Below are 19,517 nucleotides of genomic sequence, written 5' to 3'. Positions count from 1 at the left end.
GACCACCGGATCCGGCGCTTTGGCGCTTGCCTCCCCGCCCCCCCCTCCTTACCATTTGCGCTTCTTTTGGGCCCGGACCCTACCGGCTTCCCCGCCATTTGAGGTGTGTGCATGACCTTCCAGGCTGATCTTGAAAAGCTCTTCGGACTGAAAACCGTCACTTACAAATACAACCTCTCGAAAGAAGAGCTGTTCCACGAGGCCATCGCCAACGACCGTGGCCGGGTCCGTCGCGACGGACCATCGAATGAGCAGAAAGCCTTTCCGACCAAACTCGGAGTCAACGGCCCGCTGGTCTACTACACCGATCCGGATTGCACCGGCCGCCGCACCAAAGACACGTATGCCGTGAAGTGGCCCGAGGTCGCCGATCAGATCTGGTTCAAGGCCGACCTCAACCCCTACGATCCGCAGAAGTACCAAGGCCTGCTCAAGCGTGTGGTCGATCACCTCAACGCCAAGCGGGCCTCGCTGTATGTGCAAGACGTTTTCATGGGCTCGGATCCGGAGTTCGCCGTGCCCTATCGCTTCGTCGGCGAATACGCCACACACGCGATGTTCGCCCACAACATGTTCCCGAAAGGGTTGATCGGCGTGAAAGATGCCGATGCACGTCGCTGGACGATGCTCAACGTCCCCTCGTTCTGGTGTGAACCCGAACGCGACGGCTGCCGATCCGAAGCCGCGATCGTCATCGACACGCGCAACAAGATCTGCCTGGTCGCCGGGCGCGCCGACTACTGCGGTGTCGTCAAGAAAACGATCTTCACGGTTGGCAACTTCCTGCTACCGCTCGAGGGTCGCCTGTCGATGCATTGCTCGGCCAACGTCGGCGCAAAAGGTGACGCCGCGATCCTGTTCGGTCTGTCCGGCACCGGCAAAACCACTCTCTCTGCAGATCCCAACCGCCGCCTGATCGGTGACGACGAGACGATCTGGTCCGACAACGGTCTGTGCAATCTCGAAGACGGTTGTTATGCCAAGCTGATCAACCTCGACAAGGAGGCCGAGCCGGTCATCGCCGCGGCCCTGTCCAAACCGGGCACGATCATCGAAAACGTGCCACCGTTGCCGGGCAAGCGCATGGAAGAGTGCCACCCGGACGAGCTCGATCTCAGCGACGCCTCGATCGCCGAGAACACGCGCTTCAGCTACCCGCTGAGCGCCAATCCGAACGTCATGCCCAATGGACGCGGGCCGCATCCGCAGACCATCGTCCTGCTCACCGCCGATGCCTTCGGCGTGCTGCCGCCGATCGCGATCCTCGAACCCAAGGACGTGATGTACCACTTCGTCTCGGGATTCACTGCGCGCGTCGCCGGCACCGAGGTCGGCATCACTGAACCGACACCGACGTTCTCGGCCTGCTTCGGCGGCCCGTTCATGGCGCACAAGCCGAACGTCTATGCCAGGCTGCTCGCCGAGAAAATGCAGCAGCACAAGGCCCGCTGCATCCTGCTCAACACCGGCTGGCAGGGCGGGCCCTACGGCGTCGGCAAGCGCATCTCGATCCGTATGACGCGCGCCCTGCTCAATGCCGCGCTCAATGGCGAACTCGACGACGTACCCACCGAGACGCATCCGATCCTCAATCTGAAAATGCCCACGGCCTGCCCCGACGTGCCGAGCGAAATGCTCAATCCGCGCAACGGTTGGGCCGACAAGGCGGCCTATGACGCGCAGGCCATCAAGCTGCGCGACATGTTCCGCGAGAATTTCAGGAAGAAAGGCTTTGCGGACTTCGGCATCGAAGAACGCATCTAACGGGAGATCCAACGTGATCCGAATGACGGCTGCTTCGGCAGCCGTTGTTCTTTACGGCGACTGGCAGCCATGCGCATCAACCGCATCTTTTGCATCGGCAAGAACTACGCTGAGCATGTACAGGAACTGGCCCACCTCGGACACGCCGCCGACGGCGACTGCGTCGTTTTCATGAAACCACCAAGCTGCGTCGTGCCCGAGGGTGAGCCGATCGTGCTGCCGCGTGGTCGCGGCGAGGTCCACCATGAAGCCGAACTGGTCGTGCAGCTCACCGGCGGCGGACGCGACATTCCGCTGGACGATGCATTGAACTGGGTCGGCGGCATCACACTCGGCCTGGACCTGACGCTGCGCGAACTGCAGACCACTCTCAAAGCCCACGGCAAACCCTGGGAACTGGCCAAGGCCTTCGACGGCGCCGCGCCCCTGGGCAGCTTCCAACCCTATCTCGAGCAAGATCTGCAGGCCATCGAATTCACCTGCCACGTCAATGGCAAACTGCGCCAGCACGGCCGTACCCGGGACATGCTGTTTCCGGTGGCACGCCAGATCCATATCCTGTCGCAGACTTGGGCGCTGGCGCCGGGCGATGTGATCTACACCGGCACACCCAAGGGCGTTGGACCGCTCAAACCGCGTGATCGTATCGTGCTCGAGAGCCCCGCGATCGGTCGTTTTGCGTGGCGCTGTCTCTGAGCGCGTGCCCTGCGCGCATGATAAAGGAACTTGGCATCATCATTCCGAGCCGGTCATGCCGCGAATGACCCGTGTGGAGACGAGAGCGACATGAGCCCCGCCGGCAAAGCCTGGCTGCTGGGCAGTCTTTATCTGGCCCAGGGACTGCCCTACGGGTTCTTTACCCAGGCCTTGCCGGTGCTGCTACGTGAGCAAGGCCTGTCGCTGACTGCGATCGGAGCGACTTCGCTGCTGTTCGCACCCTGGGCACTGAAGTTTGCGTGGGCTTCGCTGGTCGACCATATCGGCACATACCGACAGTGGCTGCTGGTGCTGCAGCTCGCCGCGGTGGCCGTTGCCTTGGCGATCGGCTCATTCGATCTCACCGGCACCCTGGGTCTTTTACTGCTCGTCCTGTTCGTGTTCAACCTCATCGCCGCAACCCAGGACATCGCCACCGACGGACTTGCAGTGAGGCTGCTCTCACCCGTCGAGCGCGGCCTCGGCAATGGCCTGCAAGTCGGCGGCTATCGGCTCGGGATGATTCTGGGCGGCGGTTTGCTGCTGTGGGTTTTTGCACGATACGGCTGGACCGCGATGTGCCTGACCATGGCGGGGCTGCTGGCCTGCACGGTGATCCCGGTGCTTGGTCTGCGCACACCGCCTGCGCATCGCCCCGGCGCGGCCCCACCGGCATGGCGACAGCTCATGGCCGGTTGGTGGATGCGCCTGCGCCGCCCTGGGATTCCGACGTTCATCGCCTTGATCTGCGTTTACAAGTTCGGCAATTCGATGGGGTCTGGAATGGTCGGCCCCTATCTGCACGACATGGGCATGGGCAAGGAACAAATCGCACTGATCAAGGGCACTCTCGGCTCGGCGGCCACGCTGGCGGGCGCGGCCCTCGGCGGCTGGCTCACCTGGCGCCTGGGACGGCGCACGGCTCTGCTGGTTGCCGGCTTGCTGGAGGCCGGCGCGCTGGCTGTTTATGCCCTCACCAGCTTCGGAATCGGCGGACTGTCCGGTGTAGCCATCGCCTGCGTCGCCGAACATCTCCTCGGCGGCATGGCCGTGGTCGCGCTGTTCACCTTGATGATGGACGCCTGCGCTCCCGATCACGCCAGCACCGACTATACGCTGCTGGCCTGTGCGCTGGTGCTTGGCCATGGCGCGGCCACCATCAGCGGCGGATGGCTCGCCGAGCATGCGGGATATCGCGCGCTGTTTGCGAGCGCAACCGTGATTTCCGCGGCCGGCTGTTTGTTCTTGATCCATCGGCTCGACCGCCGATCCGACCCGCCGGAACTCGCCCGCGTCTGGTCGATGCAGAGGGCTTGAGTGTCCGGATGCATAGGGCACAACCCAGCGGAGCTGTTATCGTAACGCGCCGGTCTTGCCACCGACTTTTACGTCACCACCACGTCTCTACCCATGGAATTACAGGCCTGGATCACGCTGGGCGTACTTTTTCTCACCCTCGCATTGCTGATCAGCGAAAAACTGGCCGCCGAGTTGGTTCTGATTCTGGCCATGCTCGCGCTGCTTGCGCTGGGCGTGCTCGATCCCAAGCAGGCGCTCGGTGGTTTTTCCAACGAGGGCATGATCACCGTTGCCGCGATGTATGTCGTCGCCGCCGGACTGCGTGATACCGGGGCGATCGATCTCGTCGTTCAGAAGCTGCTCGGACGCCCACGGCGGCTGTCGCTCGCGCAGCTGCGGGTCATGGCGCCTACCGTCGGCCTGTCGGCCTTCATCAACAACACACCGATCGTTGCAGCCTTCCTGCCGGCAATCCTCTCCTGGGCCAAGCGCAACCAGTTCCCTGCCTCCAAGCTGCTGATGCCGCTGAGTTACGCCGCCATTTTGGGCGGCACCTGCACGCTCATCGGGACCTCGACCAATCTCGTCGTCAACGGCCTGTGGACCAGCCGTGGCAATCCCGATCTGGGCATGTTCGACATTGCCTGGATCGGCATCCCGACTGCGCTGGTCGGCATGCTGTACATGATGACGATCGGCCAGCGCCTGTTGCCGGAGCGCAAACCCGGCACCAGCGCCTTCGAGAACCCCCGCGAGTACACGGTCGAAATGATCGTCGAGAACGACGGGCCACTGGTGGGCAAAACGATCGCCGAGGCCGGGTTACGCCACCTGGGCCGCCTGTTCCTGATCGAAATCGAGCGCGAGGGTCGGATCATTCCGGCGGTTGGGTCGAGCGAACGCCTGCTGGGCAACGACCGTCTCGTGTTCGCCGGCGATGTCGATGCCATCGTCGAGCTGCAACGCATCCGCGGCCTGCGCACCCCGCTCAATGGCAACGATGCCGCGATCGCCAAACAGTACCCGGAGCGCAAGCTCGTCGAGGTCGTGATCTCGACCCGCTGCCCGCTGATCAACAAAACCCTGCGCGACAGCCGTTTCCACACGTATTACGGCGCCTCCGTCATCGCCGTCGCCCGCGACGGCCAACGCGTGCGCGGCGGCCTGGGCGACGTCGTGCTCAAGCCCGCCGATACCTTGCTGCTCGAAGCGCGTCCGGTCTGGGTGGAACGGCACCGGCACTCTCCAGACTTTCTGCTCGTCAGCGACGTCGCCGACTCCGAGGTTCCGCGTTTCGACCACGCCCTGCGCGCCTGGGGGATTCTCGCCGCCGTGATTCTCACCGCGACCTTCGGCTGGGTCGAGATGGTGACCGCGGCCCTGCTCGGCGCCGCGGCCAGTGTCGCACTGGGCTGCGTCAGCGTCACGGCTGCCCGCAAGAGCATCGACACCCAGGTGCTGCTGGTGATCGCCTGCTCGTTCGCGCTCGGCAAGGCGCTCGAAGTCACCGGCGCCGCCGCCGAGATCGCAGGGTTATTGCTGACCATTCCCGGTGAGAATCCGCTGTGGGTTCTGGCCCTGGCGTATCTGATGACGATGCTGCTCACCGAGATGATCACCAACAACGCCGCGGCAGTGCTGATGTTCCCGATCTGTATGGCTGCAGCTGAAGAGCTCGGCGTTAGCCCTCTGCCCTTTGTCTACGCCGTGATGATGGCGGCATCCGCGAGTTTTTCGACACCGCTCGGCTATCAGACCAATCTGATGGTGTTCGGCCCGGGCGGTTACCGTTTCACCGATTTCCTCAAGGTCGGCATTCCTCTGCAACTGCTGCTGTGGGGCGTCGCGGTCGCGATCATCCCCCGGGTGTGGCCGTTCGATGCCTGAGCCGTGCGGGCATGCTCAGCGCTTGACGTGTGCCATCAGCCGCCGTTTTTTCTTGATCTGGCGCGCAGTCAGTGTGTTCTGCCTGTCCTTGAATGGGTTGTCGCCGGTCTTGAAGCTCAGCAGGAGCGGCACACCCGTGAGGTTGAAGGCCTCGCGGAAACGGTTCGCGAGGTAACGCTTATACGCCGCCGGCAGTTTCTCGGTCTGGTTGCCGTGAATGACGATGCGCGGCGGATTGCGACCCCCTTGGTGGGCATAGCGCAGCTTGATGCGCCGGCCGAGCACCGCCGGAGGCGGATGCGCCTCGACCGCCTGTTCCAGTACCCGGTTGATCTCCCCTGTCGGCAGCTCGCGCATCGTCGAGTCGTAAGCCGCCTGCACCGCGCGCATCAGTTCGCCCAGACCCGAGCCGTGCCGCGCCGAGATGAAAAGCGTCGGCGCATAGTCCAGGAAGGGCAGCTTCAGGCCGATCTGGTAGCGCACCTGCTCGCGCGCATCGGGGGTAAGGCCATCCCATTTGTTCACCGCCAGCACCATCGCACGGCCGCGCTGCGCGATCAGGCCCATCAGGCGGGCATCCTGTTCGCCGATATCGGCCTGTGCATCGACGACGGCGATGACCACATGCGCGCGTTCGATCGCTTGCAGTGTTTTCACGATCGAGAGTTTCTCGACACCCTCCCAGATGCGCGCGCGCCGACGCACGCCAGCAGTATCGATCAGCTGGTAAGGACGCCCTTCGTACGCAAACGGCACGACAATCGCATCGCGTGTCGTCCCTGGCACATCGGCGGCGAGCAGCCGCTCCTCGCCGATCAGGCGGTTCACCAGCGTGGATTTGCCGACGTTCGGGCGGCCGACGATGGCCACGCGTACGACGCCGTCCTCATCCGCAGGCTCGGCCGCGACGACCGGCAGATCCGCCAGCACGCGCCGCAGCAACGCCGGCAGACCGTGGCCGTGTTCGGCCGAGACCGCTTGCGGCTCACCCAAACCCAACCGGAAGAAATCGGCAGCGGCCTGCGCCGGCGGCTGACCCTCCGCCTTGTTGACGACCAGCGTCAAGGGTTTGCCGAGCCTGCGCAGATACCGCGCGATGGCCTCGTCCGATGGCGTACATCCAGATCGCGCATCGACGACGAAGAGGACGTGATCCGCCTCGTCGAGCGCGAGCCTGGCCTGATCTTCGGCCAGTGCGGCGAGGGGATCCTGGGATTCCGGCATCAATCCGCCGGTATCGACGACAACGAAGGCACGGTGCTCAAACACCGCCGTGCCGTACTGGCGATCGCGGGTGAGTCCCGGCAGATCGGCGACCAGCGCATCGCGCGTCCCGGTCAGGCGGTTGAACAGCGTCGACTTGCCGACGTTCGGGCGGCCGACGAGTATGATCGTGGGGAGTTTGTCGCTCATCGGTGCATTGTCCGCAAAGCACGCTCAACGAAAAAGGCGGGCCTGAGCCCGCCTCGCGCCAGTGGGCAAAATCGGTCAGTCGGCGCGGATGGCCGCGAGCCGGCCGGCGGTATCGAGTACATACAACAACGCCCCATCCGCCACCGGCACCGCCTGGATCGGATCGCGGCCCGCGCGCGCACGCGCAACAAGACGGCCGTCCTTCGGGTCCAGCCAGTGCAAATACCCCTCATAGTCTCCGACGACGATGCGCTCGGCAAAAGCCGCCGGCGGCGACAACCGCCGGTACTTCAAGTCTTCGTTCTTCCAGGCCGCGGCACCGGTCGTGGCGTCGAGCCCCCAGACCACGCCGGACTCGTCGCTCACGACGATGATATCGCCGATGCGGGTCGGGCCGGTGTAACTCTTCACTGCCCGCCGCCACAGCACCTGGCCAGTATCGCCATCGAGACAGGCCACCTCACCGCCGTAGCTGGCCACGTAGAGTTCGCCGCCATCGAGCAATAACGCGCCATCGATGTCGGTCAAGCGCTCGAGCTCGTTGCGCCCGCTCGGCGCAGCGACGGCCTGCTCCCAGATCGGTTGGCCATCGGCCATGCGCAGCGCCGCGACGCGGCCGTTGTCCATGCCGACGAACACCCGATTCCCGTCGATCACCGGCTTGCCCAGGCCGCGCAAGGTCAGGCTCGGCACCGTGCGCTCGAACATCCACAGCGCAGAGCCGCTGACCGCCGACAGTGCGTGGACACGACCATCGCCGGCGCGGGCGATGACCAGGTTGCCATCGCCAACCGGCGTGGCCAGCGCCTCGCTGGAAATCGTGCTGCGCCAGTATGGCGCACCATCCGCGCGCTTGAGCGCAATGACCTCGCCTTCCATCGTCCCGACCAGCACCGCATTGCCGGACACGCTCGGCCCGGAAATCACGCGGGCATCGGTGTCGGTCACCCACAGGCGGGCACCAGTGTTGGGATCGAAGGCATAAACGCGACCGCCCACCTCGGCGGCATAGACCGCATCCTCGGCGACGGTGACATCCAGCGATGCACGGTACTTGCCGCTCCCCTCGCCGGCGCGCGCCGTCCACACCGTGGATAAACGCAGCTGCGGATTGACGATGTCCTGCAACTCGGCCGGCTCGCGCACCTTGCCGTCTTTGGAACAGGCGCCAAGGCTCCCCACGAGCGCCGCCACGAGCAGCACACGAACCAGCACGCCCGGTCTCACGACTGCACCACGTCGGCGAGATCGTCGATCTTGCGCTGCAGGCCCGCGCGCGCCGCCGGATCTTCCGCGGTTGCGGTCAGGGCTTTCTCATAAGCCGCGCGTGCAGCGGCGCGATCGCCTTGCGCGAGATGGATGTCACCGCGCAGTTCCTCGGCGAGCGCGGTGAACTCACCCATGTCGCCGTCGAGCAAGCGCAGCGCGGCATCGAGCTGGTTCTGCTGCCAGAGCACTCGTGCCTCGCGCAGGCGCGCAACCTGCCGCAGCCCCGGATCGGACGCCTTCTCGCGCACCCAGCGCAGACGCACCAAGGCTTCGTCCGGCTTGCCGTTTTTGAAGGCCTCGGCGGCAAGAAACAAGGCCGCACCGGCGGCATAAGGGGTGCCGGCGTATTCAGCGACGAGCGCATCGCCGATGCGCACGGCTTCTTGCGCACGGGCATCGGCGATCGCTTTCTTGAGATCCTCGTACATGCGTGAGGCCTGCTGAGCGCGACGGTCCTGATGCGACTGCCAGGCTTCCCAGCCGAAAATCGCCGCAAGACCGATCACCAGACCCCCAGCGAGCGCCAGCCAGTTTTCTTTCCACCACTGCTTGAGGCGTTCGGCCTGGTCTTCGTCTTCGAAATGCGTGGTCACGGGTGGTTTCTCATCAAGTGTTCTGCTTCGAGCAGACCGGAAAGCCGCTGCGGCAGTTCCGCCAAGGGCACGGCCTGCTGCTGTTCGGGTGTGGATTCTCTGGCCTCGCGGTGGGCCGCACGCAGGGATTTTACTTGAATGCTGGCGGCCGCAAGTTCGGCTTCGCCGAGGATCAGGGCCAGCGCCGCACCGCTGCGGTCGGCGCGCTTGAGCTGCGCAGCGAGTTTGCCGCCACCGGCATTGACCGCCAGGCGTAACCAGGGCAAGGCATCGCGCAGGCGCTCGGCGAGACGCTGCGCTTGGCGCTGCGCAGCCTCTCCGAGTGCACACAGATAGACATGGGGAGCCGGATCCGGCGCTGTCAAACCCTGCGCCTTCATCAGCAGGATCAGGCGTTCCACGCCACTCGCCCAACCCACCGCCGGTGTCGGCGCGCCGCCGAGCTGCTCGACCAGGCCGTCGTAACGCCCACCGGCGCACACCGTTGCCTGCGCACCGAGCCGATCGGTGGTCCACTCGAACACGGTGCGGCTGTAGTAATCGAGTCCGCGCACCAGACGCGGATTGATCGTGTACGCGATCCCAAGATCCTCGAGTCCCTGACGCAAACCGTCGAAATGCGCCCGCGACGCATCGTCGAGCGCATCGAGCAGTGTCGGCGCCTCGCGCAGGATCTCCTGGGTTTGCGGATCCTTTGAATCGAGCACGCGCAATGGGTTGCTGCGCAGGCGGCGCCGCGAATCGGCGTCGAGCGACGATTCGTAACGCTCGAGGAACTCAACCAGCGCTGCGCGATACGCCGTGCGTGTCTGCGCACTGCCCAATGAGTTCAGCTCCAGCGTCAACCCGCCGATGCCGAGGCTGCGCATCAGCCGGGCTGATAGTGCGATCACTTCAAGATCGATGTCCGGACCCGCCATACCAAAGGCTTCAACCCCGAGCTGGTGAAACTGGCGATAGCGCCCAGCCTGCGGACGTTCGTGGCGGAACATCGGCCCGGCATACCACAGCCGCTGCTGCTGATTGTGCAGCAGCCCGTGTTCCAGACCTGCGCGCACCGTGCCGGCCGTACCCTCCGGGCGCAGGGTGAGGCTGTCGCCTTCCCGGTCCTTGAAGGTGAACATCTCTTTTTCGACGATGTCCGTGACCTCGCCGATCGAGCGCGCAAACAGCGCCGTATGCTCGACGAGCGGCAGACGGATCTCGCCGTAACCATAGGATGCAAACGTACGCGCGGCCACCGCGTGCAGGTGTTGCCACAGCGCGGTGTCCGGCGGCAGCACGTCGTTGAAGCCGCGGACCGACTGGAATTTGTTCATCGTTGGGTATCGGATGGGCGCGTGGCATCCGCTGCCCGCGTCTCTTGCGCTTCGCCGCCATTGGCACGCGCGGCGCGCCGCTGCGCGATTTTCTCACGCACGAGGCGCTCGAGGACATCAACCAGCTCGGCATTGTGCGCCTTGTGCTGGATCTTGCCGTCGACGAAGATCGAATTCGGATAGCCGCCGGCGACGCCGATGGCCGCTTCGCGCGCCTCCCCAGGGCCGTTGACCACGCATCCGATCACGGCCACATCGAGGGGTTCGTCGATGTCCTCGAAGCGCGACTCCAGCTCCTGCACCGCCTTGATCACGTCGAAGTTCTGTCGCGAACACGACGGGCAAGCCACCAGATTGATGCCGCGGCTACGCAGATGCAAAGCCTTGAGGATGTCCCAGCCGACCTTGACCTCCTCGACCGGATCGGCGGCAAGCGAGACGCGGATCGTGTCGCCAATGCCCTCGGCGAGCAACATGCCCAGGCCAATCGCCGATTTCACGGCCCCGGCACGCGCGCCGCCCGCCTCGGTAATGCCAAGGTGCAGCGGCTGGTCGATCATGGTCGCCAGCTTGCGGTAGGCGAACACCGTCATGAAGACCTCGCTCGCCTTGAGCGAGACCTTGAAGTCTTCGAAGTTGTGGCGCTTGAGGATCTCGATGTGCCGCAGCGCCGATTCGACCAATGCGTCCGCATTGGGCTCGCCGTATTTCTCCTGGAGATCGGCCTCCAGCGAGCCGGCATTGACGCCGATGCGGATCGGGATCCCGTGGTGCTTGGCGCAGGCCACGACCTCGGCAACCTTGCGATCGCCGCCGATGTTGCCGGGATTGATGCGCAGACAGTCCGCACCGGCTTCGGCCGCGGCGATCGCGCACTTGTAGTTGAAGTGAATGTCGGCCACCAGCGGCACGTAGCCGACCTGTTTCTTGATCTCGCGAAACGCCTCGGCTGCCTTGAGCGTCGGCACCGAAACGCGCACGATGTCGGCGCCGGCCTTCACACAGGCCTTGATCTGCGCCACCGTCGCGGACACATCCTCGGTATCGGTGTTGGTCATCGTCTGCACCGCGATCGGCGCATCGCCGCCGACGGTGACGCGACCGACACGCAGCGGCCGCGACTTGCGGCGCAGGATCCGGTGATGACTGGTCATCGCCATCGCCTTGCCCCTATTGCGGCACGACCAAACGCGCGGTGTTGTTGCTGCGCACGTGCGGGGTCAGATCGATGATGCGCCCCTCGTACTCGACCTGCACGCCGGGGGCATTGCCGAGAAACACGGTAAGCGGCAGTGCACCGTCGAAAGCCTGTATGGTCCCTGCACGACGCATGTCGTTGACGAGAGTCTTGCCGGTGGCATCGTCGATGCGCACCCAGGAGTCCTGGATGAAGCGCAGGCGTACAGTCCCGCTCGCAGGCGCAACCGTCGGTGCAGGCGCGCCCGCAGCGGCGGGCTGTGGCGTGTCCTGCTGCGCACCCGCGGCCTCGACCACGGGCGCCGGAGCATCGGCCGAACCGCTCGTGGCACCGGTCGCCGGCACTTCTGGTACCGGCGTCGGCGGCAGAGTGGGCGCGTGATCCTGCGTCACCACCGGCGCCGAAGGCACGGTTTGCTCGAAACCGTCGCGCGCAAACCACAACAACGCACAGACGACGACGGCGACGAATGCCGCCAGTACCGCCATCGACACCGGCAGCCGACTGGATGAGCCGAGCTCGGTTCCGGAGGCAAGCCGCAGTTTCGAAGGCGGCTCGGGGGCCTTGGGTGACACGCGTGCGCTGTATGCCGCAATCAGGCGCGCCTCATCGATCTCGAGCACCTTGGCGCATTTGCGGTAATAACCGCGCACGTACACCGGCTCGAGCAGCGCGGTGTAGTCGTCGCACTCCAGTGCTTCGAGCGTGCTGCGCGCCAGCTTGGTGTGCGCTGCGAGATCTTCCAGCGACAGGCGCGCACGCTCGCGCGCCTCGCGAATCATCGCTCCCGGACTGGGGGGCGGTGAGGGCGGTGGCGGGACATCGGTGGACGAGGGAGCGTCCGGCGTTTCGGTGATCATTCGAGATTCAGGAATGTGGATGCGGCCTCTTCCGACTCGGGAAACTCGAGCTTGAGCCGCCGCGCAAATGCTTTCGCGGCACTCAGGTCGCCCAATGCGGCTTCCGTCCGCACGGCCATGTACAACAACTCGGCCGTCGCGGATTTGTTCAAATCGTAACGCTGCAAAAAGGCGCGCGTACGTAAATAGTCCTGCTGGCGGAACGCGATGCCGGCCATCTGCGCCAGGGCCTCGCGATAATCGGGCTTGATCTGCAATGCCTCGCGGAAGTAACGCTCGGCTTTTCCGGGATCTTGGGTCTTCAGACAAATACCGGCATTGGTCCAGGCGGCCTCCGGCGTGCCATAGCGTGGATCGCGCGCCGCCTCGAGAAACAGGCGCTCTGCTTCCTCGCTGCGCTTGCGGCTGCACAGAAAGACCCCGAAGTTGTTCTTCAGTGCCGGATCATCGGGCTGCAGCTCCAGCGCGCGGCGATAGTGCCTTTCCGCCTTCGCCGACTCGTTCATGTTCTGATAGACGAAAGCGATGGCGGCGTGTGCGCCGGGCAATGCATCATCCTGCGCCAGCGCACGCTTGAGCTTCTCCAGAGCCGCTGCATACTGCCCGCGCTGCGCGTAATTGATCCCGAGCTGCGTGTTGATGCGCGCGGCGTCCTTGTCGTTGCGCACGCCGGCACCGCTGCAGGCTGCGAGCACGAGCAGACCCGCGATCCAGACCGCGCGCAGCACCACCACAGCGCCACGGGGTGAGGATGCGACCAGCGCGCGCATCAGCCTGCGGATCATCGTACCACCACCGGAATACCGCCCAGCCGGTTCCTCTGCCGCGACTGCACCCGGCCGACGAGCTGCCCGCAGGGACGCGCAAGCGCCCGAGCAGGGGCCCCGCCGTCAGGCGGGGATGCGACCAGCGCGCGCGTCAGCGGCCTGCGGATCATCGCACCACCACTGGGATACCGCCCAGCCGGTTCTTCTGCCGCGACTGCACCCGGCCGACGAGCTGCCCGCAGGCCGCATCGATGTCGTCGCCGCGGGTTTTGCGCGTCGTCGTCAGGATGTGCTTGTCGCGCAGAATCTTGGCAAAGGCCTGGATCGCCTCCGGCTTGGAGCGCCGGTAGCGGGTCTGCGGAAACGGGTTGAACGGAATCAGATTCACCTTGGCCGACATGCCGCCGAGCAGCTTGGCGAGCTGGCGTGCATGCTCGGGCTGGTCGTTGACGCCATCGAGCATCACGTATTCATAGACGATGTGCGTCTTGCGATCCTTGCCTGCCGTATAACGGCGGCAGGCATCGAGCAGCTCGGCAATCGGGTACTTGCGATTGATCGGCACCAGCTCGTCACGCAAAGCGTCATTCGGCGCATGCAGGGAAACGGCGAGCGCGGTGTCCACATCCTCGCGCAGGCGGTCGATGAACGGCACCAGGCCGGAAGTCGAGACCGTCACCCGGCGTTTGGACAGGCCAAAGCCGAAATCGTCGAGCAAGATGCGGATCGCGGGCAACACGGCACCGTAGTTGGCCAGCGGCTCGCCCATGCCCATGAAAACGATGTTGGAAATGACGCGCTCGTTCTGGAAATCGCCACCGAGCGTACGCGCGGCAAACCACACCTGGGCGATGATCTCAGCCGTTGTCAGATTACGGTTGAAACCCTGCTGTGCGGTCGCGCAGAACGAACAATCCATCGCGCAACCGACCTGCGAGCTGATGCACAGCGTCGCGCGACCCTCTTCCGGGATATAGACGGTTTCGATCGCGTTGCCGCCATCCAGCCGCAGGACCCATTTGCGGGTCCCGTCGGCCGACACCTGCTCGGTGACCAGCTCCGGCGTGCGGATCTCGAACTGCGCAGCGAGCCGCGAGCGCAACGTCCTGGAGAGATTCGACATCTCATCGAAGCTCGCCTTGCCACGCCGATAGATCCATTGCATCACCTGGTGGGCCCGGTAGGGTGCCTCTCCCATTTCGGAAAAGCGTGCGCGCAGCTGCTCACGATCCAGGCCAAACAGATTCGTGCAGCGGTCGGCAGACCGCGAAGCGGCTGGAGCGGGTCCGGCCACTGCCGCTGGACTGCCTTCGATCGCTGCGTGCGTCATGCCGGATGACTCGGTGGGTGGCTGCCCGTCAGCGCGTGCGCGGGCACAGCTCGGTGGTGCGGAAGAAATAGGCAATCTCGATCTTCGCGTTTTCGAGACTGTCGGAACCGTGACAGGCGTTCTCGTCGATCGAGGATGCAAAGTCGGCACGGATCGTTCCGGGCGCGGCCTTTTTCGGATCGGTGGCGCCCATGATTTCGCGGTACTTGGCGACGGCGTTCTCGCCTTCGAGCACCATGACGACGACCGGGCCGCTGGTCATGAAACGCACCAGATCGGCGAAGAACGGGCGCTCTTTGTGTACGGCATAAAATCCCTCGGCCTCGGCCTTGGTCAGATGCTGCATGCGCGCGGCGACGATCTTCAGACCCGCTTTTTCGATATAGGAAATCACCGCACCGATTTGGTTCTTGGCGACGACGTCCGGCTTGAGGATGGAGAGGGTACGTTCGACCGACACAACGAAACTCCTTCAAAAGCAAAAGGAAGATAAAGCCCGCCGAGGTCTCCGGCAGGGCCAATGAAATCAGTGGATTATAGCCGCCGCTGCTGCAGCGCGGCAATGGATGTCCGACCCAGCCTGCGCCCGGTCAGCGCTTCGCCGTCGCCGCAGAACCCCGGCTCACCAGCGTCGCCGGCTCGAAATGCCCGGGAGCGAACGCCGGCGCATCGACCGGCGGGCCGTCCAGGCGCAAGCCGCTGACCAGATAGCGCGTGGATTCCCGGTTGTAGATGACGTTCGCGACCAATCGCGGGCGCTGCATCTGCGGCTCATAGACGATGTGCGCCTCTTGAAATTGGTAGGCGTCACCGTAGTTATCGAGCATGTCCACACACAGAATCGTCCAGCTGTCCTCGTCAACGTAGAAACGCCGCTTGCGGATGGCATGCCGCTGCCCCGGCCGCAGGGTCGCCTCCACCACCCAGACCCGATGTAGCTCGTAGCGCAGAACTTTCGGGTTCAGATGGGTCGGATGCACGATCTCCTCCGGCCGCGAACTGGCATCGTCGAGCAGCACCGCGTTGTAGGGCACGAAGATTTCGCGCCGGCCGACGAGCGTCCAGTCGTAGCGCTCCAACGCGCCATTGAACACGTCGATCTGGTCGAAAAACTGCAGTCCGTCGGCACCCTCGTAGACCTGATCGAAGGCAGCCTCGGGTGCACGCCGCTGGCGGGGATCACCAGGCCGGTACTGCCAGGCCATCCGGCCATAACTGCCGACGCCACTACGTTCATGGATCAGCACCGCATGACCGGCGATGCGCGGGGGTGACAGCACGCGCGACAGATAACGGTAGATGCTGCGCCGCTCCCGATCGAGCCGCCCAGGATTCGCGAGGTTGGCGTAGTCGAAGACGAAATCCTCGGCCAGGCGCGTGATGCTGTGATTGCCGTCGGGGCGCACGACGAGCTGGCTATTGATCTGCGAGATCGCATCACCGCGCCAACGCAGCTTGTGATTCCAGATCACTTCGGCGCCGGACTGCGGAATCGGGAACGGAAAACCAAGCCGGCATCCGACCGGAGTATCGGTCCCCTCGAGCGTGCAGCGCGTCGCATTGGCAATCGTCGCACGCTCGATCGCCTCTGGCCAACGCACCGTACGTCGCGACGGATACACGTTCATGAAGAACGTATTCGGGTTGGTCTGCAACAGTGCGAAATGGCTCGCCGTCAGGTAGTCACGGTAGCGATTGAGCGTCGCCGCAGTGATCGCAAACAGGGGCGCCTCGGAGCGCAACTGTGCGGTATCCGCGAGATCGGGCCAGGCGCCTACGCGGGTTGGCGGATCGACGATCTCCTCGAACTCGTCGGCAAGATCGCTCAATCCGCGCTTGGATCTTCGGGGGACCTCGGCTTGCCTGAGCTGTCCTGCTGCCCGCACGGCGCCGACCGGACTCAGCTCGTCCTGAAGGCGGGCCGCCTCGCGCTCGGGCACGGCCGCTCCAGCCGGGGCCAGCACACCCATCACACTCATCGACAATAGATACAGCGCCGCGTAGCGCAGCTTGGAATACGCGCGCACGATGGCTCTCCCCCACGTTGACGTCGCGGAAGGGAACCCTATCATCGATCGGTGTCATCGAGCGGTGACGGCAGCGCCGCACCCGGCTGTCAATCCGGTCAGCTCAGGTGGTAAAGCTTTCGCCGCAGCCGCAGTATGCCTTGGCGTTCGGATTGATGAACTTGAAGGCTTCGTTGAGCCCTTGCTTCTGAAAGTCCAGGGTCATGCCGTCGAGCACAGCCAGGTCGGCGCGGCGCACGACGACGGTGGCACCGTGCTGTTCGAAGACCGCGTCGTCGGCCTCGACCGCATCGGCGTAGTCCAGCGTGTAAGCGTAGCCGGAACAACCCGATTTCTTGACGCCGACGCGCAAACCCAGACCACTCCCGCGCTTTTCGAGCTGCTGGCGGATGCGCCGGGCGGCGCTTTCGGTCAATTGGATACTCATGATGACGGGTGAGATGACTTCACAACCGACTCCAGGGCGCGGATCAGATCCTCGCCCATGAGCGCACAATGGGTCCGCTCCTCCGGAATTTCAAGCGCCTGACGGATCGACCCGGCCTGCCAGCGGTCGAGATCGGCCAACCCCTCGCGCTCGAGCGTTTCGGCGAGCCATTCGCCGACGGCGATCGTATAGGGACAGCCATGGGCACGAAACCGCACCCGCAGCGGCGGCCCCACGGCGATGCTCAACTCGATCACGGCAGACGCCGCCGGTGTGCGGGCATACACACGCCTGACGTCGTGACCTTCGAGCACCCCCGCATGCCGGGGATCGCGGAACCGCATCCACACGGCCTGCGGATAAGCGTATACGTTGTCGGTTTCGTTCATGTGCCCCACCGCGGTGATAGCGCACGCAGCGCGCCGACCTCGGCCAGCACCCGGGCAGCAGCCCTGTCGATGTCCTCCGACGTGGTCGTGCGCCCGACCGAGAAGCGCAATGACGCGCCGGCCAGCTCATCATCGCGCCCCAGCGCACGCAGCACATAGGAGGGTTCACGCGTGGCCGACGAGCAGGCCGAACCGCTGGAGATGGCGAGATCGCCGAGGCGTGCGCGCAGGCTCTCACCTTCGACCCCTTCGAAGCTCAGGTTGAGGATATGCGGTGCGCTGTGCGCAGGGTCGCCGTTGCGGTACACACCCGGCAGCACCCGCAGCCGCTGCCACAACTGCTCGCGCAGCGCGGCCAGATGCGGCGCATCCGTCGCCAGACGCTGCGCGGCGAGCGCACAGGCGCAGCCCATGCCGACGATCTGATGCGTCGCCAGCGTGCCGGAACGCATGCCCTGCTCGTGTCCGCCACCGTGAATCTGCGGAGCGAGACGGGCGCGCGGACGCTTGCGCACGAACAGCGCGCCGATACCCTTGGGTCCATGGAGTTTGTGCGCCGAGAGTGAGAGCAGGTCGATCGGTGTCGTATCGAGATCGATCGGCAGCTTGCCGGCCGCCTGGACAGCATCCACATGCAGCAGCACACCGCGCTCGCGCAGATGCGGCGCGAGCTCATGGATCGGATTGATCGCGCCGGTTTCGTTATTCACCCACATCAGTGAGACGAGCACCGTTTCCGGACGCACGGCGGCGAGCACCTGCTCGACACCGATGGTGCCATTGGCCTCCGGCACGAGCCAGGTCACCCGCACGCCACGAGCCTCGAGATGACGACACGTATCGACGACCGACTTGTGTTCGATACGGCTGGTGACGAGATGCGCACCTGCGTGCCCGCGGAATTCCAGCGCGCCCTTGATCGCCAGGTTATTCGACTCGGTCGCGCCCGAGGTCCAGATGATTTCTGCGGGCATCGCGCCCACGAGCGCGGCCACTTGCGCGCGCGCGTGTTCGACCGCTGCCCATGCGCGCCGACCGAGCGCATGGTCCGAAGCGGGATTGCCGTAGCCCACGGCATCGTCGAGCCACGGCAGCATGGCCTCGCGCACCTGCGGATCCAGCGGCGTGGTCGCGGCATGATCGAGATAAATCATGCGCGCTCCGCAGCGAGTGACTTGAGCGCGGCCAGGAATCCGTCGATGTCGGCCTCGCTGTTCTCACGGCCGAGGCTGACGCGGATGGCCCCGCGGGCGATCTCGCGCGGCACCCCCATGGCCAGCAATACATGGCTGGGCTCGCCCTTGCCGCTCGCGCAGGCCGAGCCGCTGGACACACCAAAACCCCGGCGGTCGAGCTGCATCAACAAGGCCTCGCCGTCGTAACCCGGGAGTGCAAACTGCACGGTGTTGGGCAGACGCTCGGCGTCGGCACCGAAGATGCACACACCCGGCAGGCTGCGTAAACCGGCTTCGAGGCGCTCGCGCAGCGCACGCAGATGCCGGGTGCGTACCTCGAGCTCTTGCCGGGCGAGCTCGGCCGCTACGCCAAAACCGACGATGGCGGCGACGTTCTCGGTCCCACCGCGCAGACCGCGTTCCTGCGGACCACCGTGATGCAGCGGAAACAGATCCACTGCGGCCTTGCGCACGAGCGCCCCAATCCCTTTGGGCCCGTAGAGTTTGTGCGCGGACAGACTCATCAGGTCGGCGCCCAGCGCCTGGAAGTCCACCGGAATCTTGCCGGCCGCCTGCACTGCATCCACGTGCAGCCAGGCACCGGCGGCGTGCACGAGGCCGGCGGCGCGGGCGACGTCCTGGATCACGCCGGTTTCGTTGTTCGCGCGCATCAGCGAAACCAGCTGCACACGATGCGCACGCAACTGGGCCTCGAACGTCGGCCAATCGATCCGCCCCGAAGCATCGACGCGGATCGGTTCGACCGTCCAGCCGGTCAACTTCAGCGCCTGGGCGGCCTCCATGACCGCCGGATGCTCGGTCGCCCCGTACAACACGACGCCGGGCGCCATACCTGCGGTGACGCCCTTGATCGCCAGGTTGTTCGACTCGGTGCCACCGGATGTCCAGATAATCTCACCCGGCTGGCAACCGACCAGCTGCGCAACCTGCTCCCGCGCCCGTTCGACGGCATCGCGCGCGGCTCGGCCAAACCGGTGCAGCGAGGACGCATTGCCGTACGGGCCGGTCAAATACGGCAGCATCGCCTCGAGCACACGCGCGTCGAGGTGCGTAGTCGCGTTGTGGTCGAGATAAACGGGCATG

General features: G+C 65.0%; 18 protein-coding genes. 4 read left to right on the top strand and 14 right to left on the bottom strand.

Annotated elements, in window-relative coordinates:
• The first annotated feature begins 111 nt into the window (after nucleotides 1-111).
• The 4 genes from BMZ48_RS08800 (at nucleotide 112) to BMZ48_RS08785 (ending at nucleotide 5,646) form a co-directional block, all read left to right on the top strand.
• Complete coding sequence (locus tag BMZ48_RS08800; RefSeq protein ID WP_091534015.1) at nucleotides 112-1,764, top strand: phosphoenolpyruvate carboxykinase (ATP); 1,653 nt, start codon at nucleotides 112-114, stop codon at nucleotides 1,762-1,764.
• Nucleotides 1,765-1,833: 69 nt separating this feature from the next.
• On the top strand, nucleotides 1,834-2,460 hold the full coding sequence (locus tag BMZ48_RS08795; protein ID WP_091534014.1) for a fumarylacetoacetate hydrolase family protein: 627 nt from the start codon (nucleotides 1,834-1,836) through the stop codon (nucleotides 2,458-2,460).
• A gap of 90 nt (nucleotides 2,461-2,550) precedes the next feature.
• On the top strand, nucleotides 2,551-3,777 hold the full coding sequence (locus BMZ48_RS08790) for an MFS transporter (protein ID WP_091534011.1): 1,227 nt from the start codon (nucleotides 2,551-2,553) through the stop codon (nucleotides 3,775-3,777).
• Between the two features lie 93 nt (nucleotides 3,778-3,870).
• On the top strand, nucleotides 3,871-5,646 hold the full coding sequence (locus tag BMZ48_RS08785) for an SLC13 family permease (RefSeq protein ID WP_091534008.1): 1,776 nt from the start codon (nucleotides 3,871-3,873) through the stop codon (nucleotides 5,644-5,646).
• 15 nt (nucleotides 5,647-5,661) lie between these two features.
• On the opposite strand, the gene der is transcribed toward BMZ48_RS08785, so the two are convergent.
• From der to BMZ48_RS08715, 14 genes are all read right to left on the bottom strand, one after another.
• The gene (gene der, locus BMZ48_RS08780; RefSeq protein WP_091534005.1) at nucleotides 5,662-7,059 is read right to left on the bottom strand and encodes a ribosome biogenesis GTPase Der; all 1,398 of its coding nucleotides are present in this window, start codon (nucleotides 7,057-7,059) and stop codon (nucleotides 5,662-5,664) included.
• Between the two features lie 75 nt (nucleotides 7,060-7,134).
• Entirely contained in the window at nucleotides 7,135-8,286 is a 1,152-nt protein-coding gene (bamB, locus tag BMZ48_RS08775) for an outer membrane protein assembly factor BamB (RefSeq protein WP_091534002.1), read from the bottom strand.
• Nucleotides 8,283-8,921, bottom strand: coding sequence for a YfgM family protein (locus BMZ48_RS08770; protein ID WP_091534000.1), 639 nt, complete (start codon nucleotides 8,919-8,921; stop codon nucleotides 8,283-8,285). The genes bamB and BMZ48_RS08770 overlap by 4 nt, the downstream gene beginning before the upstream one ends.
• Nucleotides 8,918-10,240, bottom strand: coding sequence for a histidine--tRNA ligase (gene hisS, locus BMZ48_RS08765; protein WP_091533998.1), 1,323 nt, complete (start codon nucleotides 10,238-10,240; stop codon nucleotides 8,918-8,920). Before hisS ends, BMZ48_RS08770 begins: the two co-directional genes overlap by 4 nt.
• Nucleotides 10,237-11,394 carry a flavodoxin-dependent (E)-4-hydroxy-3-methylbut-2-enyl-diphosphate synthase gene (gene ispG / locus BMZ48_RS08760; protein ID WP_234981582.1) on the bottom strand — a complete coding sequence of 386 codons (1,158 nt, stop codon included), beginning with the start codon at nucleotides 11,392-11,394 and terminating at the stop codon, nucleotides 10,237-10,239. The genes hisS and ispG overlap by 4 nt, the downstream gene beginning before the upstream one ends.
• A 16-nt stretch (nucleotides 11,395-11,410) precedes the next feature.
• On the bottom strand, nucleotides 11,411-12,298 hold the full coding sequence (locus BMZ48_RS08755; RefSeq protein ID WP_091533996.1) for a helix-turn-helix domain-containing protein: 888 nt from the start codon (nucleotides 12,296-12,298) through the stop codon (nucleotides 11,411-11,413).
• Complete coding sequence (gene pilW / locus BMZ48_RS08750) at nucleotides 12,295-13,083, bottom strand: type IV pilus biogenesis/stability protein PilW (RefSeq protein ID WP_091533993.1); 789 nt, start codon at nucleotides 13,081-13,083, stop codon at nucleotides 12,295-12,297. Before pilW ends, BMZ48_RS08755 begins: the two co-directional genes overlap by 4 nt.
• Nucleotides 13,084-13,231: 148 nt before the next feature.
• Nucleotides 13,232-14,395, bottom strand: a complete 1,164-nt coding sequence (gene rlmN / locus BMZ48_RS08745) for a dual-specificity RNA methyltransferase RlmN (RefSeq protein WP_091533990.1) — start codon at nucleotides 14,393-14,395, stop codon at nucleotides 13,232-13,234.
• 28 nt (nucleotides 14,396-14,423) lie between these two features.
• Nucleotides 14,424-14,855, bottom strand: a complete 432-nt coding sequence (gene ndk / locus BMZ48_RS08740) for a nucleoside-diphosphate kinase (protein ID WP_091533988.1) — start codon at nucleotides 14,853-14,855, stop codon at nucleotides 14,424-14,426.
• A gap of 130 nt (nucleotides 14,856-14,985) precedes the next feature.
• On the bottom strand, nucleotides 14,986-16,422 hold the full coding sequence (locus tag BMZ48_RS08735; RefSeq protein WP_159431141.1) for a DUF1329 domain-containing protein: 1,437 nt from the start codon (nucleotides 16,420-16,422) through the stop codon (nucleotides 14,986-14,988).
• A 103-nt stretch (nucleotides 16,423-16,525) separates the two neighbouring features.
• On the bottom strand, nucleotides 16,526-16,849 hold the full coding sequence (locus BMZ48_RS08730; protein ID WP_091533982.1) for a HesB/IscA family protein: 324 nt from the start codon (nucleotides 16,847-16,849) through the stop codon (nucleotides 16,526-16,528).
• Nucleotides 16,846-17,238, bottom strand: a complete 393-nt coding sequence (locus BMZ48_RS08725; protein WP_091533977.1) for an iron-sulfur cluster assembly scaffold protein — start codon at nucleotides 17,236-17,238, stop codon at nucleotides 16,846-16,848. The genes BMZ48_RS08730 and BMZ48_RS08725 overlap by 4 nt, the downstream gene beginning before the upstream one ends.
• Nucleotides 17,235-18,392 (bottom strand): cysteine desulfurase family protein, encoded by a 1,158-nt coding sequence (locus tag BMZ48_RS08720; protein ID WP_091533974.1) that lies wholly within the window; start codon nucleotides 18,390-18,392, stop codon nucleotides 17,235-17,237. The genes BMZ48_RS08725 and BMZ48_RS08720 overlap by 4 nt, the downstream gene beginning before the upstream one ends.
• A complete protein-coding gene (locus BMZ48_RS08715) occupies nucleotides 18,389-19,516 on the bottom strand; it encodes a cysteine desulfurase family protein (protein WP_091533971.1) in 1,128 nt (375 codons plus the stop codon). The genes BMZ48_RS08720 and BMZ48_RS08715 overlap by 4 nt, the downstream gene beginning before the upstream one ends.
• Between the last annotated feature and the right edge of the window lies 1 nt (nucleotide 19,517).

Source organism: Fontimonas thermophila, from assembly GCF_900113085.1.
Lineage (GTDB): Bacteria > Pseudomonadota > Gammaproteobacteria > Nevskiales > Nevskiaceae > Solimonas > Solimonas thermophila.
Note: the sequence above shows the minus strand (reverse complement) of the source record. Positions and strands in the feature narration are given on the sequence as shown.

Excerpts from the sequence above, each read along its gene's own strand:
- BMZ48_RS08800 (WP_091534015.1), top strand. The coding sequence starts at position 112 with ATGACCTTCCAGGCTGATCTTGAAAAGCTCTTCGGACTGAAAACCGTC.
- BMZ48_RS08795 (WP_091534014.1), top strand. The coding sequence starts at position 1,834 with ATGCGCATCAACCGCATCTTTTGCATCGGCAAGAACTACGCTGAGCAT.
- BMZ48_RS08790 (WP_091534011.1), top strand. The coding sequence starts at position 2,551 with ATGAGCCCCGCCGGCAAAGCCTGGCTGCTGGGCAGTCTTTATCTGGCC.
- BMZ48_RS08785 (WP_091534008.1), top strand. The coding sequence starts at position 3,871 with ATGGAATTACAGGCCTGGATCACGCTGGGCGTACTTTTTCTCACCCTC.
- der (WP_091534005.1), bottom strand. The coding sequence starts at position 7,059 with ATGAGCGACAAACTCCCCACGATCATACTCGTCGGCCGCCCGAACGTC.
- hisS (WP_091533998.1), bottom strand. The coding sequence starts at position 10,240 with ATGAACAAATTCCAGTCGGTCCGCGGCTTCAACGACGTGCTGCCGCCG.
- ispG (WP_234981582.1), bottom strand. The coding sequence starts at position 11,394 with ATGACCAGTCATCACCGGATCCTGCGCCGCAAGTCGCGGCCGCTGCGT.
- BMZ48_RS08755 (WP_091533996.1), bottom strand. The coding sequence starts at position 12,298 with ATGATCACCGAAACGCCGGACGCTCCCTCGTCCACCGATGTCCCGCCA.
- pilW (WP_091533993.1), bottom strand. The coding sequence starts at position 13,083 with ATGATCCGCAGGCTGATGCGCGCGCTGGTCGCATCCTCACCCCGTGGC.
- rlmN (WP_091533990.1), bottom strand. The coding sequence starts at position 14,395 with ATGACGCACGCAGCGATCGAAGGCAGTCCAGCGGCAGTGGCCGGACCC.
- BMZ48_RS08730 (WP_091533982.1), bottom strand. The coding sequence starts at position 16,849 with ATGAGTATCCAATTGACCGAAAGCGCCGCCCGGCGCATCCGCCAGCAG.
- BMZ48_RS08725 (WP_091533977.1), bottom strand. The coding sequence starts at position 17,238 with ATGAACGAAACCGACAACGTATACGCTTATCCGCAGGCCGTGTGGATG.
- BMZ48_RS08720 (WP_091533974.1), bottom strand. The coding sequence starts at position 18,392 with ATGATTTATCTCGATCATGCCGCGACCACGCCGCTGGATCCGCAGGTG.
- BMZ48_RS08715 (WP_091533971.1), bottom strand. The coding sequence starts at position 19,516 with ATGCCCGTTTATCTCGACCACAACGCGACTACGCACCTCGACGCGCGT.